The organism is Chitinophaga caeni, assembly GCF_002557795.1.
GTDB lineage: Bacteria > Bacteroidota > Bacteroidia > Chitinophagales > Chitinophagaceae > Chitinophaga > Chitinophaga caeni.
This window is the reverse complement of sequence record NZ_CP023777.1, coordinates 4,456,892-4,473,682: the sequence shown is the minus strand read 5'-3', so window position 1 is coordinate 4,473,682 and position 16,791 is coordinate 4,456,892. Positions and strand designations below refer to the sequence as shown.

Sequence of the window (16,791 nt, the reverse complement as noted above, 5' to 3'; positions counted from 1 at the left end):
ACCCTGAAATCTATTAACCCCTAGTAAACCGTGAAAAATATTAATCCCGATCCGGGCATCGAGCTCGAACCGGGATCTCTACGCTAATCACTCAATCTCTTACTTCAGTTTATTTTCAGTGTCCGTGAACGTACCGTTAATAGTTACACCGTTATTCTTAGTAACCTTACCGTATATGGTAATAGAAGAACCGCTACCTAAAAAATTCATGGTTGCGCCGCTGTTCAAGTTTAAATCACCGTAGATCACCACGCTACCTTCAATATTCCAGGTACCGTTAACTTGCATCGTGGTATTGCCTCTATATTTACCGAAGGCGAATGAACCATGGATATCAAATACCCCGTTGCTATTGATGTTGAATTGATTTTGCACGGTCATAGAACCGCAGAAATATAACACATCGTTTACATTCACGCCTTGTAATGCTGCTGAGCCGCTGTAATACAATTTATCATTAGAGTTTACATTCAGCCAGCTACTCCCGGTATAAGCGGGGTAATTATTACCACAGCTATTAGTAACCTTGTTAGGTTCCGTAAACTTAATGATTTTTAAACCACCTTTACCATTGGCAACAAAAATGTAGTTGCCGGAAGATTTGATGTAATTCGCGGAGCCGTTAAGATCCAGGGATCCTAAAAGTTCCAAAGCATTATCGCTTGTTGGCTTAGTCAGGTAAAGACCTGCTGCGCCATTGGCCGCGAAAAACAATCCCTCGTTGTTAGAAACCCCGTTGGTTACAACATCTTCAGGATCAATGTCAGAAGGCAAATCGGTTGGGAGGTCCAATTGGCCTGTTTTTTCGCCCGAGTTGGAATTATAATATTGCACCCCGTTCTTTCCGGCAGCAACCAGGAGGTAGTCGCCGTAAGAATCAATGTTCCTTTGGGTTTCCGCAATATCAACTGGCATGGTTATGTTCCTGATTAACTCGGCAGCGCTGGTAAAGGTGGTGATACCTTTTGTTCCGCTTAGAACAGCGATCTTGTTGGTCATGACCGTAACTGCTCTTAAGTCTTCGCTACTTACATAGGCTTCCCCATCAAAGGAAGACAGGTTTAGAATGCTCAAGCCGCCGTTACTACCGCTGGCAACATACAACTTGTTGTTGGCGATCGCGATATCGGTGGCTACTTGACCGGGCACATCAAACAATTTGAAATCTCCTGTTGGGATACCGTTGGAGATCGTTACATAGCCCACAACTGCGGGGGAGTTAAAGCTAGTATCTTTATCCAGGTTCGTTGCGCCTGAAACATATAATTTTCCTTGGTAGAATTTTACGGAGCTGATATCTGTGCTGGGAAAGATTGCCTCTGCAATCAACTTGGGCTGTTGCACATCACTGATATCAAATACGCTCACACCGCCCAGGTAGGTCGCGCCTTCGCGGTTGTAACCTACGTAGGCATAATTTCCTTCAATATCTACGTTGGTAGCTCTCAAATCCATACCTTGGTAAGAGGGTGGGGCTACTTCCGCGATCAGCTCCAGCGGGTACTGGTTGCTTTGCGCGGTATCTTCGGTAGATTTTGCGAAAGCTGATGCTTTACGGCCATTTTCGGAGGTGTTCATCGTGATCACACCGGTGCCGTCTTTGCTCACGCGTTTTTGAAGGCTAGCTGCGTCCTTGTTAATAATGATTTTTGGGTCCTCTTGAGAAGGGTTGTCTACGGATTTCTGGCAAGCACCTAATATGATCATGCCTGCTGCAATCATCCATGAAAAATGTTGCTTCATTTCGTGTATTCGATTAAGTATTTTCTCACCGGGGAATTTAGGTAAAGTTGCAATGAAAGAAGAGCTTGAATAACATTGTAATTAGAATTTTTTCCTTTCTCTTAGCATTAATTTATCTCTCTCGAAAGCTTGATTCAGTTTAGTTAGACTCTTTACCTGCCGCGTTTTCCGGTTTAATTTTAAAACGCTGCTACAAAGTTACATTCAAATTTAATAACAACGTTCATCGCCTTTTGTTAATGTTGTTAACAAAACGCTGGAAACCAATACTATGGCTTCCGTTCATGTAATTTATCTACCTGGAAATTACCTTGTTGGATATTTTTAGCGTCTGCACGTTTTTCGTAGCTTTGTTAGTATAAAATACAATCATGCAAGAGAACGAAGCTATACAAGGTTCTGAAGAAGATGTAAGAATCTTGCTCGAATTTACTGATGATCATGGAAACTTGCAACGGGAGCAGGTATGGGCGGAAGTGTACGAAGGGAATTACGTGGTTTGCAATATCCCGTTCATGGCTGATGGTGTTTCCTGGGGAGACTTGGTTGCAGCTACACTTGATGAAAACGGTTACCTGGTTTGCCGTGAAATTATCCAAGCTTCCGGTCATAGTACGGTTCATTTGATGATCTTTAAACCGGAACTCACTAATAAGATCGGTGAAGATCTCGTGGCTTTGGGTTGTGATTGGGAAGCCAGCCATGTTGACGGCTATGTATCCGTGGATGTTCCACCCGCGACGGATTATGATGAGGTGTTGTCTTACCTGGTGGAAGGTTTTAAGGAGAAATTTTGGGATTTTAAGGAGTCAAACTTGAAGCATACCACTACTTTAAATATCAAGAAAAGCGATTTTCAATAATCGAAAAATAAAAATAGGGTCGGCTCCGCCCGGAGCCGACCCTAATAAATTATGAAGGCCATTTTTGGTTGCCCAAAAAAGAAGTTGGGTTTCTCAAATTTTTACTGTTCAGTTGCTTATTACAATGTACTTGCAATAAACAAGGGATCCCAAGTTTTAATTGCTTAACTACTTAGGTTTTCTAGGATGTATTGGTTAAAGTAATTCTTTATTTCGTATACGCGCATTACGAGTAAAGAAATAAGTCTTTTCATAGGAACAGATCAATTACTCCTAATTTAGAAACTTAAATCCGTATTCACAAGTATTTTACGCATAAATCTTAAAGAATAGTTAAAATTAACTATTTCGCTGAAGTCTTTACGGGTGGCGAATCTTGGCCTGGATTCTTCTTTAAATGTAATAAACCTGCATTAATCGCCACTATAATCGTGCTGATACTCATTAATACAGCCCCTATAGCCGGGCTCATGATGATTCCCTGCTTATATAAAACTCCCGCGGCTAAAGGGATCGTTACAATATTGTAACCGGTAGCCCAAGCTAAATTTTGTATCATTTTCCTATAAGTAGCCTTGCCAAACAAGACCAGGTTAACGATGTCTTCCGGGTCGCTGTTGACCAGTATTATATCGGCTGTTTCCGCTGCTACGTCGCTGCCTGAACCTACTGCAATCCCGATATCGGCTTGCGCCAAGGCGGGCGCATCGTTGACGCCATCGCCGGTCATGGCAACGAAAGCAGGTGTTTGCTGGAGTTTCTGTATGGTCTTTTGCTTTTCATGGGGCAATACTTCCGCAATATATTTATCGATCCCAACCGCTTTACTGACACTGGCTGCCACGGCCTTATTATCGCCGGTTAACAATACGGTTTTAATATGCTGTTCACGCAGCGTTTTGATGGCGCCCGTCGCGGTTGGGCGGATACTATCAGATAAGCCGATATATCCAATTATGCGATCACCGGCAATTACGAATACCAGCGTTTCGCCTGCATCGGGATTCGCGGGTAGCTGTGCAATGAACTGCTTCGCAAAGGAAGGACTCCCCACCGTAATTTCTTTTCCGTTTACTTGCCCGCTGATACCTTTACCGGTTATCGCGTGTGCACCCGTTGCATTCGGCACTTCCAAGGAAAGTTCCTTTACTTTTTCCATGATTCCCTGGCCGATAGGATGTTCGGAACCTTGCTCCAATGCTGCCGCTATGCTGAGGATATCATCGTGGCTGTAGTCGGGATGGATCGATTGTACCCTGTTCACCTCGAATTTGCCCACGGTAATAGTTCCTGTTTTATCGAATACCATGATGTTGATTTTCCGGGCATTTTCAAAGGCTGTCCTATTTTTTATCAGCAACCCGTTCTGTGCAGCTATAGCTGTAGATCGTGCTACCACCAAGGGTATAGCCAGGCCAAGGGCATGCGGGCAACAGGTGATGATGACAGTGACCATTCGTTCAATAGCATACGAAAGTTCAGCGCCCGAAAGCCACCAGGCGAAAAATGTAATTAAACCGCTGGTCAGGGCAATAATCGTAAGCCATTTGGCGGCGGTATCTGCCAATAGTTGCGTCTTCGACTTTGCCTGTTGCGCCCCTTGTACCAATTTCACCACTTGCGACAGGTAATTATCTGCATTTGTATGGCTAACTTTCACCTGGATGACACCGTTCCCGTTTAATGAACCTGCTATTACTTTATCGCCTAACTTCCTGGCAACAGGTGTTGATTCACCTGTCAACATTGATTCATCAATATTGGAGTTGCCATCTGTTATGATACCATCGGCAGCGATCTTTTCCCCCGGTTTTATTACGATTACCTGATCTTTCTCCAATTGCGCCGCCGGCATGTCCATTTCTTTGCCATCACGTATAACATGAGCCGTGGAGGGCATTAGCGACACTAGCGATTGCAGGTCGTTGGAGGCGCCCAGGATCGAGCGCATTTCGATCCAGTGACCTAATAACATGATTAAAATTAAGGTAGCTAGTTCCCAATAAAAATCTTTCCCGCTTAAACCGAATACCGTGGCAGAGCTATAAAGATAGGCCACCGTTATGGCAAAACCGATCAAGGTCATCATGCCGGGATTTTTACTTTTCATTTCCTGGATCCAGCCGGACAAAAATGGCCAACCGCCGTACAGGAAAACAACCGTAGCTAATCCGAGCAACAGGTATTGGCTATTGGGAATATGTATTGAAAAGTTAAACCATTCTTGTATCATCGGGGAAAGGATGAAGATTGGTATGGTAAGCGCTAGCGCGATAAAAAAGCGTTTCTGGAAATCTTTAATCATCATCTCGTGATGCGCGGGGCTTTGATGATGCATCTCCATACCATGCGCATTCATGTTATGTTCTTGACCTGTTTTCTTAGCATGATCTCCAGGCGGATGATGATGGGCATGCTCATGTTGCATCTCTTCTTGGTCCTTACCTGTTGGGTGCATATGTTGATCTTTCATTGTTTTGGGTTTCTCCGTGCTTTATTATTTATAACTGTAATACTAGCAAAATGTTTGCTGGAAGCGGGGAATTTTACCATCCTTGCTAGTTAGGACTCGTTCGTAAACGGACAGATTTGTTCATTTACGAACATGATAAATATAGTTAAATGGTTGATTATAAACAATAAGAATTACATATATAAAATGGTATAAATATTGTGCCGAAGTGATGCCAGTTCTATTTCTGATAGTTTAAAAACTGTATAGTTATAGCAATTGGGAACGACCTCACAAGTCAAAATTGCCAAGTTTATCACATGCTACCTTCTTGGCAATGATATTATTGGAACCACGCATCTGCGTGGTTTTCTTTAATTTTAACCGGAGTCAAATTTATTTTTACAAATTATATTCCATTCATATGCAAATCATCCTGTTGAAAGATCCCGACGATAAACAATTGCTGGAAGTAAAGAGAATTTATGAAGAAGCTTTTCCAATACATGAGAGGAGAATATTTGATATGTTACCCAAAATGTTGAATAATGTCCCCGGTATGGAATTAGCTATTTTTAATGATGCTAAATTGATGGTTGGTTTCGTTGTGTATTGGCAATGGGAGAATTGGGCTTATATCGAGCACCTGGCGGTAGATAGAAGGCTAAGAGCTTATGGTTACGGTAACCGTGTTATGACTTTATTAATGGCGATGTTGAAAGGTACGATCGTGCTGGAAGTAGAGAAGCCGTATGATGAAGTTGCACGAAAACGTATCACCTTTTATAAAAAACTGGGTTTTCACCTGGCGCCTTTCGATTACCATCAACCTTCTTATGTTAAAGGGGGAGAAGAAATCCCGATGCATTTAATGACCTATCCCGGGGAGGTTGATGAACCAAGTTTCCTAGAATTTGCCCGGCAGATTAGGCAACAAGTTTACGAGTATTTCTATTGATATTCCTTCATCGATACATCCAGTATTTTTTGTCCCCAGCGCGGCGCAATATCAGATGATGGGACAAATGTTTTAAATTTCGCTTGTGCCGTATTAAATATCTCCAACGCCTTCTTTTTTCCTCCACCGAAAATACCCGGCGTATGGTAAACGACCAAGGCTTTCACCAGGTAGGCCCGGGGATTATTAGTATCGGCTTCGATAGCCTTTTCTGCCCATTTCTGGCTACTTGGGCCGTTTACGACAGCCGTAGCTGGATCCACTTTAATTTTGGCAGAGAGGTAATATGCTTTCAGGACTAAGGTTTCCGTATTGGATGGTTGCAATTGAAGCGCATTTTCGACGTAGCCTTCGGCAGTTTGGCAAAATTTCGAAGCCTCTGTTGATGGGGCTTGGAAAGCCATTTGAATATTACTCCAGGCAGCGTAATACTGCAATAGCCATTCCTTGGGGTTCGCATCGGCAAGTTTCTGTAATTTCAATGTTTCCTGCTCCCAGGTTTTCAATTCCCCTGATTGGTCCAGTGTTTTTAAGCTTTCGGCTAACTGCTGCTGCCATTTTTCTTCTAAATGCGTGGGAAACCAGTTCAACAAAACAAAGCAGTATAGTAAGAATAGTTTCATATACGCGTGAAGGTTATTGCTGTTATTGAATTTATTTGCTAATATATAGACAATTCCAGGCCTAAATTGTTTGATATAACGGCAACTAAAACTATACCAATAATAGTTATTGTCCTGCTCATGGTCACCGCAATTTTTTAATTAACGGTATTTTTTGATTAAGCTAACTACCAGGAGATTCTAACACGTGAAAAAACATACAGCATCTCGATGGCAATTTCTTTACAGCGCTCCATGTAGACCAGGTCTTGTTGCGGGGTGCCATCCGCTAACTTCGGGTCATCGTAAGGGATAGATATCCTGGTTGCTGAACCGGGTACTAATGGGCAGCCTTCGTCGGCAGAAGAACAAGTCATAATTGCGATGAAGCCGGAGGCAGGATTCGGCGCATTCGAAAATTTCTTCGAATTTGAACGTATAATGGGGATATGGTTGCCCATGCTTACTTCGTAAACCGGGTTATCACCTTTCTCCTGGCTTTCAATTTTAAAACCGGCATTTTTCAAGGCTTTGATAGCATTGGTATTAAAGGAGGTGACCTCGGTTCCCCCGGAATAAGTTGTAATGCCTTTCAACCCGTAGTAAGCAATCGAAGCCGCGGCCAACAACTGTGCCATGTGGCTTCTCCTTGAATTATGGGTGCAGATGAACAGTAAGCTGGAAGGGGAGCCTAGTTTAATGTTTTCTTGCAAGAAGGAAACGAGTAGATCAAGTACATTTTTCCTGCCAGGTAAAATGCCGTTTATTTCATTTTCTGCATTTTCCAGGTAATCAATAATTTCAGGGTAAAGTTGCATGGCTTATCTTTTTCCAGGTTGAATTTTTTGAATTTGTACCGCTGGCGCCTTGAGCTTTTCCGGGTAGAATTTTTTCTTAAACCAAAGGGCCAGGTTAACTAGCGCAATTAATGCCGGAACTTCTACCAGCGGTCCTATAACCCCTGCAAATGCTTGTTCGCTATTAATACCAAAAATGCCGATCGATACTGCAATTGCCAACTCGAAATTGTTTCCGGTGGCCGTGAATGCAATAGCGGTATTTTTAGAATAATCTGCCCCTAATGCCTTACCAATAAAGAAACTGAAGATAAACATCACCGTGAAGTAAATCACGAGTGGCACCGCGATGCGTACCACGTCCAAGGGTATTTCTACGATCAATTGTCCTTTTAAACTAAACATTACTAAAATGGTAAAGAGCAGCGCCATCAAGGTAATGGGCGAAATGAACGGTATGAACCTTTCGCTGAACCACTTTTCACCGTAGATACGTATGAATATGAAACGGCTGGCTAAGCCCGCGATAAAGGGTATACCCAGGTAGATAGCAACACTTTTCGCGATTTCTGCTATCGTTATATCGATAACCATTTCATGCATACCGAATAAAGGTGGTAGTATCGTTAAGAATATATAGGCATACGCGCTGTACAACAGTACTTGGAAAATACTATTTAAGGCAACTAATCCCGCGGCGTATTCCCTGCTGCCCCCTGCAAGCTCGTTCCAAACAATTACCATGGCAATACAACGTGCTAACCCGATCAAGATCAGGCCCGTCATGTACCCGGGGTAATCATGTAAAAAGACTAGAGCCAGGATAAACATGAGGATTGGCCCTATGATCCAATTTAGAAGTAGGGAAGCTCCTAATATTTTCACATTCCTGAATACTTCGCGCATTTTTTCATAGCGGACTTTTGCCAATGGAGGGTACATCATCAATATCAAGCCTATAGCAAGCGGAATATTGGTTGTTCCTGTTGACATATTGTTGATATAACCCGGTACCGCTGGCATATAGTAGCCAATCGCGATACCTGCTGCCATAGCGAGGAATATCCATAAGGTTAAATACCTGTCGAGGAAACCCAAGCGTTTGGGAGCGGCTACAGGAGCACAGTTGTTCGAACTCATAATCTTTCTTCCGTTTTAAGTTAGTCGCAGCAACCGGGTGCGCAGCAAGCGGCACCAGTGGCCGGTTTTTCTGCATAGACCGTTATGCTGTAAATGCCGGTACCGGTATTTTTGAACGAATGAATCTCTTCGGAGGAAAGGTAGCCTGAAAGAATATCATCCGGGATAACGATGGTTTTCTCTTTTTGAATTTTTATATTACTAAAGCCGTTTTCAGCAATCAGCTCTAAATAACGCTGTTTCTGTATGGCGCCAGATACGCAACCAGCATACATTTCGGCCGCTTGTTGAATGCCTCCTGGTAAATTGCCATCTAAAACTACATCCGAGATGCTAAAATGGCCACCAGGTTTTAAGACGCGGAATATCTCTTTAAATACATTGTTTTTATTTGGAACGAGGTTCAATACACAATTACTAACCACCACATCGCAAGCATTTGAAGTTACGGGCATCTTCTCAATATCTCCTAACCTGAATTCAACGTTATTGAACCCGCGAACCGCGGTATTTTGCCGGGCTTTTTCAATCATGGCCGGGGTAAAATCGATGCCTATTACTTTGCCGCTTTCACCAGTTTCGTGCCTGGCGATGAAACAGTCATTTCCCGCGCCGCTGCCAAGGTCAATCACGGTATCGCCACTTTTAATCTTTGCAAATTCAGTTGGCAGGCCGCATCCCAAGCCGAGATCCGCGTCAGCGTTGTAGCCGTTCAGCGCAGTGTAATCGTCGCTCATAATATTATATACTTCGGTAGAACAGCAGCCGGAACCACAGCATGATGACTGGTTTTCCGTTTTGTCTTGCAAGGCAATTTCACTGTATTTCTGCTTTACCATGTCTTTGATTTCTTGATCTGTAGACATACCTATTTATTTATCGTATAATTGCAATATTGCGATGGTTTTTTGTAAAAAAATACTAACAGCATTTTGTACCGGGAAGACTAACATCTTTGAAGAAACCTGAGAATATATCTTTATACCCGCTCCAAACTTTGGGATTGATGCAATAGCAAACGCTGGCGCCCTCTATGGAGCCTTGGATGATCCCTGCATTTTTGAGTTCCTTTAAATGTTGCGATGTGGTTGCCTGGGCAAGCCCCAGTTCTTCAACTAAATCTCCGCACACGCAAGCATTTTTCTTCACCAGGTACTGCAATATAGCGATACGGGCCGGGTGGGCCAGTGCTTTTGCCATATTGGCTATTTGGTTCTGCTGCTTGGTAAATAAATCACTCTTCGTTGTTCCCATATCGCAATATTACGATAAAAGATTTAACCCGGCAAAATTTTTTAATTAGCCATTTTTTTGAATAGCAGTGACATGCTTTTTGTATCCAGGGCATCCATATCTACCAGTTTCAATGATTTTACCATTTTCATAGTAGCAGTCTTGTAATGCAGGAAGTGTGGTGTTTGGAGGTGAGATTCATAGGCATCTTTATTGGCATAGATCTCCACAATCTTAATTAGGTGATGTTGATTTTTTTCGAACATTGGAAATATGGCAATGACTCCCGGCTCTTTTTGGATGGAAGCCGCTGCTTCCTTTTGAAGGATATCGCCATATTCTTGAATATATTCAGGATAAATTTCTATTTCTGCAATACGTACCATCAAATTATGATCTTGTGCTTTCATCTTTAAAATGGTTAATGTAAAAATCAGTACCAGTAAGAAGCGGGGGAATTTAGTAATTGCCATTTTATACATTATTAGTAATGGAAGTTGCTCGAATTAAAGATAGGGTTTTATCCAACGAACATTTTTATCTATGCTGCCTTAATTGTTAGCAGCATAAAAAAGGACCAGGTAACAATACCCGGTCCCTTGATATAAAATGTTAACTTGGCTAGTCTTGGCTCAACTGTGTCCTGTACAACATGATATCCCTATCAAATAAATACAAGCCACTTTTGTCTTCGCCAATCATTTCTAATTTGTCATTTAATGTTCTCGCGAGACGTTCTTCCTCTATTTGTTCCGAAACGTACCATTGTAGGAAGTTATGCGTCGCGTAATCTTTTTCTTCTAAAGCTTGGTGTACCAGATCGTTGATGCTATTGGAAACCTGTATTTCATGCCTTAGAAACTCTTCGAACACCCGTTTTACCGATTGATAGGTGATAATTGGCTGTTCTAACGGTGGTACCACTGCAAATCCGCCCCTTTCGTTGATATATTTAATCAATTTCAATTCGTGCACCCTTTCTTCTTCTGATTGCTTGTAGAAGAAAGAGGTGATACCTGTCAACCCCGGTTGAATATCGGCCCAGGAGGCCATGGCTAAATAAGCTTGTGAAGAGGTAGCTTCCATCTTCACCTGTGTATTTAATGCGGCTTGGATAGTTTGACTCAGCATAGATGAAAATTATATTTTAAAGGTAAGAAAAAGTCTGCTGAATTTGCATAATGAAATCATAATGCCAAATGTTCGGACTGCACCCCATCTTCAAAAAAAATTGCCGCATGCCTATCGAATGTAACCGGGTCGTCGGTTGTTAAAAACTGCCGTGTGCCATTTTCACTGCAATAAACCGCTATTTCCTTGTGCCGCTGTAAATAATCTTCCAGGCTCGCTGCTACGATGGGCCCCTGGCTAAGAATTTGAGTATCCCGGGGAACATATTGCCTGATCTTTTCCATCAATAGCGGATAATGCGTACATCCTAATACAATAGTATCGATTAAAGGATCTGTTGCAAGCAGTTTATGTATATCTTTTTCTACAAAATAATCTGCGCCGGGTTGATTCCATTCATTATTTTCTACCAGGGGAACCCACATCGGACAAGCATGTTGCGCTACACTTACCCCGGGGGAAAATTTCTTGATTTCGATCGGGTAGGAGCCCGAATTAACGGTTCCCATCGTGCCAAGTATCCCGATGTGCCCGGATTTGGTGTATCGACCTACAATCTCTGTAGTTGGCCTGATTACACCCAGCACCCTTTTTGTTGCATCCATTTTCGGTAGATCGTTTTGTTGGATGCTTCGCAATGCTTTCGCGGAAGCGGTGTTGCAAGCCAATATCACCAATGCACAGCCCCTATCAAATAAATGCCGTACACATTCCAACGTGTAATTGTAAACGGTATCGAATGAACGGGTGCCGTAGGGTGCCCTCGCATTATCGCCCAGGTATAAATAATCGTACGTCGGCAGCCTTTTTACAAATTCTTTTAATACGGTTAATCCGCCATATCCCGAATCAAATACACCTATAGGTCCTGGTACTTTCATATCTTTTATTTTCCGTTCCCAAGTTACTGGTTTTTATCGAATCCGTTGTTGCCGGTAATTCATGGTTGGCGTAAAGTTATTTGCGTACTGCTATGCACCTACCGCTAATTTTACGTGGGAATCCCTTTCCCGGATCCTTCTTAGCCACCAAATACATACAAAACTGTACATTACCCATAATGCGCATAAGTGTACCAAGGAAGGTAACCTGTCGTTGATACCCGCGCCTTGCTGTACGATCGCGGTATAAAGGTTAATAAATGGCGTCGTTGGCAACAATGCTGATATTACTTGTAATGGCGCCGGTAATTCTTGCAAGGGCCAAGTATAACCGGTGACCAGGAATACGGGGTATGTGGAGAATGCCATTACCTGTGTACATAATAATTGTGATCTAAATAGAGAGCCGATAAAAATCCCCATGGGTATCAAGGTCAGGATGAACAGTAGAATCATGGCGCCCAACTCTAAGCCGTTCCCAAGTACGCTGAATCCAAGCACGCGGTAATTGACATTCATAAAGAAATAGCCGTATATCCCGAAGAGTATAAAGTAGAAAAGACCTTTACCCCAAATGGCTGTTGACACATTGCCATTAGCAGTATTAATCCAGTCCTTTATCCGCCCATGTTGGCGCTCTGCCGCAACACCGCCAGACAGCCCTATGAGCAGCGTTTGCTGTAATATTAGGGCCAGTAAACCCGGGATTAAAAAAGTTCCGTAATTGCTACCCGGATTGAATAAGGGGTGATAATCGACACTTACCGGCGCAACTTCCCGCATCGAGATGTCGCTGCTCATACCTTGCTTTTGATTGTATTGTAATCGAACGCCAGCACCGACGGTTAAAGTAACGGTTGTAATATTCTGTAGCAGGTCACTGGAGGGTAAGAACCTAGCGGCATTTAAAACCAGCACTACTTTCGATCCTTGTAAAGACATAACTTTCTTTTCCAAGCCTTTTTCAATCAAAAGGTATCCTTGCGTGATGCCCTTGTACATATTTTCCTGCGCCGTTTCGAAGGGAACCAGGGCCCGGATTTGAACCATTTGGGTGTTACGTAGCTCCTGGATATAGGTATGGGATAAACCTGTTTGGTCATTGTCAACTATGTCAATCGGAACTTGTTCTTCTGCTTTGTTGGAATAAATACTCCCGTAGAAAAAAGCGTAGAGCAAAGGCGCTATCAACAAGGTCAACAATAAACTGTGATCCTTTGCGACCAGTTGCGCCTCACGTAAGAGCAGCGCCCACCAAGAATTAGTATGATGATGTTCAAGATGCTGCATATGCCAGTTGCTTTTTGAATCGTTGTTGTAAGAAGAAAACCGCGATAAAGTATGTGAACCCGATGAATAACGACATTTTCAGCATATATATGCCGGCATAGCTCAAAGGCAAGCCCATGAAATATACTTGGAAGAAGCCATCAAGGAAGGAGGTATAAGGCATGAGTTGCGCATAATATTGATCGTACCAAGGCATTGCCCAACGGGGGAATGTAAACCCGCTGAATACGAATGCCGGCGATGTGTAAAACAAGCCCACGTCGGCTGCCAGCATCGTGTCTTGTGCTAAAACGGAGATCATGAAACCGATCCCGGTACAAGCTAAGGAGAGGAAGTTGAAGAGGATAAATAATTCTAAATGATGTCCGCTTCTGCTCAAGTTAAAGTATGGAAAGAGGATGCCAACCACGAGTATGAAATTAATCCAAGAAATACCCAAGTGCGCCAAGGTTTTTCCCAGGATGATATTACCGGCGCTACCATTTGATAAACCGTGTAATTCTTGCATGCTTCCTTCGTTCCATTCGGTATTAATCGCGAGTACCGATACCATGATGATCATCATTTGTAAAGCCACGGTAATTAAGCCAGGTACCAGGTATTGTTGGTAATTATAGGCGGGGTTATACAAGCGGTAAGTATCCAGTTGAATAGGCATAACAAGTGCCATGGCCTTGGCTTCCGTCATGCCAAGCTTCTGGAATTTTTGCAAAATTACGCCGGAAGCTGCAGTGATCAATACCGTGGACGCATCGCTATAAATCAATTTTCCTGGCACGAGCGCCGAGGCATTCGTAAATACGGGGATCGTTACCGGGTGCCTGCTTTTAATATCGCGTTCCATGCGTGCCGGAAAATGTACCGCGCCGGAGATCTTTCCTTTTTGCATCAATGTTTTTAACTCTTCCATGCCATTGACCTGTCCCGTGATATGAATGCTTTCCGTTTGCTCCAGCATAAACGTCAATTGCCTGCTTAACGCGGAATGATCTTCATCCCAAATCACTACCGGCAGATCGTAAGCCTTTTGGTTTTGATAAATCAACGCGTAAAAAATGAAAAGCAATGGCGGCATCAATATTAACACGATATAATGATCCGGACGCGTAAGGATACGCTTCCATTCCCGGGTGCAAATATTGAGTACGGATCGGATCATGGTAAATGTAATGCGGCGGTCATACCGGGCCTTAACCCTTGTATGGCAGCGGGATTTGCCGGTTTAAATTCAATTGTAAAGGTGCGCATTTCAAAAGAGCCTTTCTGGTTGGTAGGAACCCAGTTTGCAAAAGTCAGGCTGGGAGCAATACTGCTTACTTTTACATCGAACAGTTCCGGGTCGCAGCCCGGCACAGTAACCTTTGCAGCGGTGCCCAATGGAAGTTTGCCCCCGATATCTTGCCGAAGATTAAACCTTATGATATATGAATCGTTCTTTTGCAAAGTCATCATGGGATAACCGATCGATACAATTTCCCCTTCATGTATGATTAGGGATGAAATGATACCGTTTGCAGGGGCATAGATCCTCGTGTTATCGCTGAGAGCCTTGGTTAATTCGTATCCTTGTTGTGCTTGTTTTAATATGGCTGTAGCGGTTTGTAGCATCTCAGGTTGGGCGCCTTTTTCCAACATCTCCTGGTTGAGCTTGGCAATCTCCATCTCTTTTTTGGCCGCTTGATATTTGAAATAGATAATGTCTTTTTCTTGTCCCGAAACAACGCTGTCATTATACAAACGTTCCATTCTTTGATAAGTTTTTTGCGCGAGATCGTATTGATCTTGCGCTATCTTGTATAGTTTTCCAGCAGATTGTATTACTTCTGGCCTTGCCCCTTTTTCCAATAATTTTACCTGGCCTTCGGCTGCTTCGATGGCGGCGAGGGCTTGGTTGCGGATCGCGTCAATCTCGGTGGTTCTTAAAACACCCAGCAGTTGCCCCTTTTTCACGGTATCGCCTTCCGCTACGTGCAGGCTATCTAGCCTTCCGGGAAATTCGGCGGCAACATCTACGTAAGAAGCATCCACCATGCCAATGGGTAAGCTGGAATCAACGGCCGGTTCTTTGACCAGGTAGAGCACGGCAACCAGCAAAATAGCGATCGGCACCAGTAAGGCCCAATATTGTTTTAATTGTTTCATGGTATAAAAGCTACGATTTGTTGGGGTGTTCCCAGGATATTGTAATATGTTGCCAGGGCGATCCAGTAACCTAATACAGCCGCGTTGTATGCTTTGCCGATTTCTTCTTCGACTAATAATGCATCGTTGACATCCTTTATGGATGACATCTGGTTGTCTACCCGTTCACCTACCAGCTTTGTCGTTAACTTCGCCTGTTCCGATGCTATGGCGAGTGTTTCGATATCTTTTTGCAACATCAATACCTGGTTCCTCGCTATTGCGGCGCCCGCTTCTAATTTTTGCCGGGTTTCTTCGTTGGCTAATTCCGATGCATCCAGCAATTCTTTGGCTGCTTTTACCCGGCGACTATTCGCGAAGCCGCTGAATAGGTTCCATTGCAACTCTACACCAACTAACCAAGGCGGAATGGTGATCGGTAAATCATTTTGATATAATTGAACATTCGCGATAGCAAATATATTGGGCATTTGAAAAGACTTGCTCGCTTTAACAGCCGAGGATGCCAAGGCTGTTTTGGTTTCCACCAGTTTATAAGTGGCGGAATTTCTCCAGAAGTCCGTTACAGGCGGGGGAGCGGGTGAGTACTGCAAGTAATGCAGCGTATCCCGGATATCTAGCAGTGAATCTTGCGGTAATTGCAGCAGGCGTTTTAGTTCTATCATGGCATTGTTACGCTCCATGTCTTGGTTGTTGACACGGGTTTTTGCATGTGCAACTGCAACCGTGGCCCAATTTTTTTGAAACGGCGGTATGATATCATTTTTCACTAGGGAGGCGGCCATCCGCTCGTACCGCTCCATTATTTCGAGAATCCCGCGTTGTGATTTTAACAAGGAATTGTAATACAATATCCTGATATATTGCACCGTTACCGCGTAATCTAATTCTTGGCTGACAAAGTCAATGTTCGCTTGACCGGAACTATATTCCGCCTTCGCAACATCCCTGGCAACGGCCAGTTTCCCTCCCAGGTAAATGGGTTGCCTGACTACCAAGGAGGAAGTAAAATATTGTTGTTTGGCCAAGGCGGGGTTATAGTCGGGATATATGGCACCGATCACGTTCTTGGAAATGTTTTGAATATTTTGTTGCACATCGGCAGGAAGGTTATTACCTGTTATCTGTTTATACACTTCGTTTGCGGCGGCAGCACTTTGGGCAGAGGAGCCATTCACTACGCCATCCCTAACTTGTCCCAGGTTGATCTCCAATGGTTTTCCAAGGTAATTGTATCCAGCCAATAGATCAACTTTCGGAAAGTAAGTTGCATTTTCGGCTTTAACCCTGTATTCCCTGGCATCCAGGGATTTTCGAGCTTGATTGATGGATAAGTTATTCCGGTGGGCGATCTGCAAACATCGGGATAAGCTCGTAGAGCCGCTTTGGGCAGCAGTACCTTGGTTGATGGCTAATAGAGCTACGCAGGCTAGTGGAAACTTCCAATTCATGTAATCGCTTTTATATAATGCTGATTGTTACATAGTTCTTTTTATAACAGTAATGGAATCGATTTTGTTAAATAGCTACAGGTAATTAACCCTGGGAAGGGATCGGGC

The 16,791-nt window shown here is 43.3% G+C and carries 16 protein-coding genes; 2 read left to right on the top strand and 14 right to left on the bottom strand.

Features of this window, described 5'->3' with window-relative positions; genetic code table 11:
* Positions 1-99: 99 nt before the first annotated feature.
* A complete protein-coding gene (locus tag COR50_RS18770; RefSeq protein WP_098195416.1) occupies positions 100-1,743 on the bottom strand; it encodes an LVIVD repeat-containing protein in 1,644 nt (547 codons plus the stop codon).
* Positions 1,744-2,114: 371 nt separating this feature from the next.
* On the opposite strand from COR50_RS18770, the gene COR50_RS18765 reads away from it, so the two are divergent.
* Positions 2,115-2,606 (top strand): DUF4265 domain-containing protein, encoded by a 492-nt coding sequence (locus tag COR50_RS18765; protein WP_098195415.1) that lies wholly within the window; start codon positions 2,115-2,117, stop codon positions 2,604-2,606.
* A 343-nt stretch (positions 2,607-2,949) separates the two neighbouring features.
* Here COR50_RS18765 and COR50_RS18760 read toward each other — a convergent pair whose 3' ends face one another.
* Positions 2,950-5,079 (bottom strand): copper-translocating P-type ATPase, encoded by a 2,130-nt coding sequence (locus tag COR50_RS18760; protein WP_098195414.1) that lies wholly within the window; start codon positions 5,077-5,079, stop codon positions 2,950-2,952.
* A 403-nt stretch (positions 5,080-5,482) separates the two neighbouring features.
* Between COR50_RS18760 and COR50_RS18755 the strand changes: the two genes are divergently transcribed.
* A complete protein-coding gene (locus tag COR50_RS18755) occupies positions 5,483-6,016 on the top strand; it encodes a GNAT family N-acetyltransferase (protein WP_157760994.1) in 534 nt (177 codons plus the stop codon).
* Here COR50_RS18755 and COR50_RS18750 read toward each other — a convergent pair.
* The 12 genes from COR50_RS18750 to COR50_RS18695 all read right to left on the bottom strand — a co-directional run bounded on the left by COR50_RS18750 (position 6,010) and on the right by COR50_RS18695 (position 16,683).
* Positions 6,010-6,639 (bottom strand): tetratricopeptide repeat protein, encoded by a 630-nt coding sequence (locus COR50_RS18750; protein ID WP_098195412.1) that lies wholly within the window; start codon positions 6,637-6,639, stop codon positions 6,010-6,012. The genes COR50_RS18755 and COR50_RS18750 overlap by 7 nt on opposite strands.
* 167 nt (positions 6,640-6,806) lie before the next feature.
* Positions 6,807-7,436: an arsenate reductase/protein-tyrosine-phosphatase family protein gene (locus COR50_RS18745; protein WP_098195411.1), complete on the bottom strand. Its 630-nt coding sequence runs from the start codon at positions 7,434-7,436 to the stop codon at positions 6,807-6,809.
* A 3-nt stretch (positions 7,437-7,439) separates the two neighbouring features.
* Entirely contained in the window at positions 7,440-8,555 is a 1,116-nt protein-coding gene (gene arsB, locus COR50_RS18740) for an ACR3 family arsenite efflux transporter (RefSeq protein WP_098195410.1), read from the bottom strand.
* A gap of 20 nt (positions 8,556-8,575) precedes the next feature.
* Positions 8,576-9,421 (bottom strand): arsenite methyltransferase, encoded by an 846-nt coding sequence (locus COR50_RS18735; RefSeq protein ID WP_098195409.1) that lies wholly within the window; start codon positions 9,419-9,421, stop codon positions 8,576-8,578.
* A 55-nt stretch (positions 9,422-9,476) separates the two neighbouring features.
* Positions 9,477-9,809 carry an ArsR/SmtB family transcription factor gene (locus COR50_RS18730; RefSeq protein ID WP_098195408.1) on the bottom strand — a complete coding sequence of 111 codons (333 nt, stop codon included), beginning with the start codon at positions 9,807-9,809 and terminating at the stop codon, positions 9,477-9,479.
* Between the two features lie 41 nt (positions 9,810-9,850).
* Positions 9,851-10,261 carry a putative quinol monooxygenase gene (locus tag COR50_RS18725; protein ID WP_198405701.1) on the bottom strand — a complete coding sequence of 137 codons (411 nt, stop codon included), beginning with the start codon at positions 10,259-10,261 and terminating at the stop codon, positions 9,851-9,853.
* A gap of 148 nt (positions 10,262-10,409) precedes the next feature.
* Entirely contained in the window at positions 10,410-10,919 is a 510-nt protein-coding gene (locus COR50_RS18720; protein WP_098195407.1) for a ferritin, read from the bottom strand.
* Between the two features lie 56 nt (positions 10,920-10,975).
* A complete protein-coding gene (gene murI, locus COR50_RS18715) occupies positions 10,976-11,800 on the bottom strand; it encodes a glutamate racemase (protein WP_098195406.1) in 825 nt (274 codons plus the stop codon).
* Between the two features lie 90 nt (positions 11,801-11,890).
* Positions 11,891-13,090, bottom strand: a complete 1,200-nt coding sequence (locus tag COR50_RS18710; protein ID WP_098195405.1) for an ABC transporter permease — start codon at positions 13,088-13,090, stop codon at positions 11,891-11,893.
* Positions 13,077-14,249, bottom strand: a complete 1,173-nt coding sequence (locus COR50_RS18705) for an ABC transporter permease (protein WP_098195404.1) — start codon at positions 14,247-14,249, stop codon at positions 13,077-13,079. The genes COR50_RS18710 and COR50_RS18705 overlap by 14 nt, the downstream gene beginning before the upstream one ends.
* Entirely contained in the window at positions 14,246-15,232 is a 987-nt protein-coding gene (locus COR50_RS18700) for an HlyD family secretion protein (protein WP_098195403.1), read from the bottom strand. Before COR50_RS18700 ends, COR50_RS18705 begins: the two co-directional genes overlap by 4 nt.
* The gene (locus COR50_RS18695) at positions 15,229-16,683 is read right to left on the bottom strand and encodes a TolC family protein (protein ID WP_098195402.1); all 1,455 of its coding nucleotides are present in this window, start codon (positions 16,681-16,683) and stop codon (positions 15,229-15,231) included. Before COR50_RS18695 ends, COR50_RS18700 begins: the two co-directional genes overlap by 4 nt.
* Positions 16,684-16,791 lie beyond the last annotated feature (108 nt).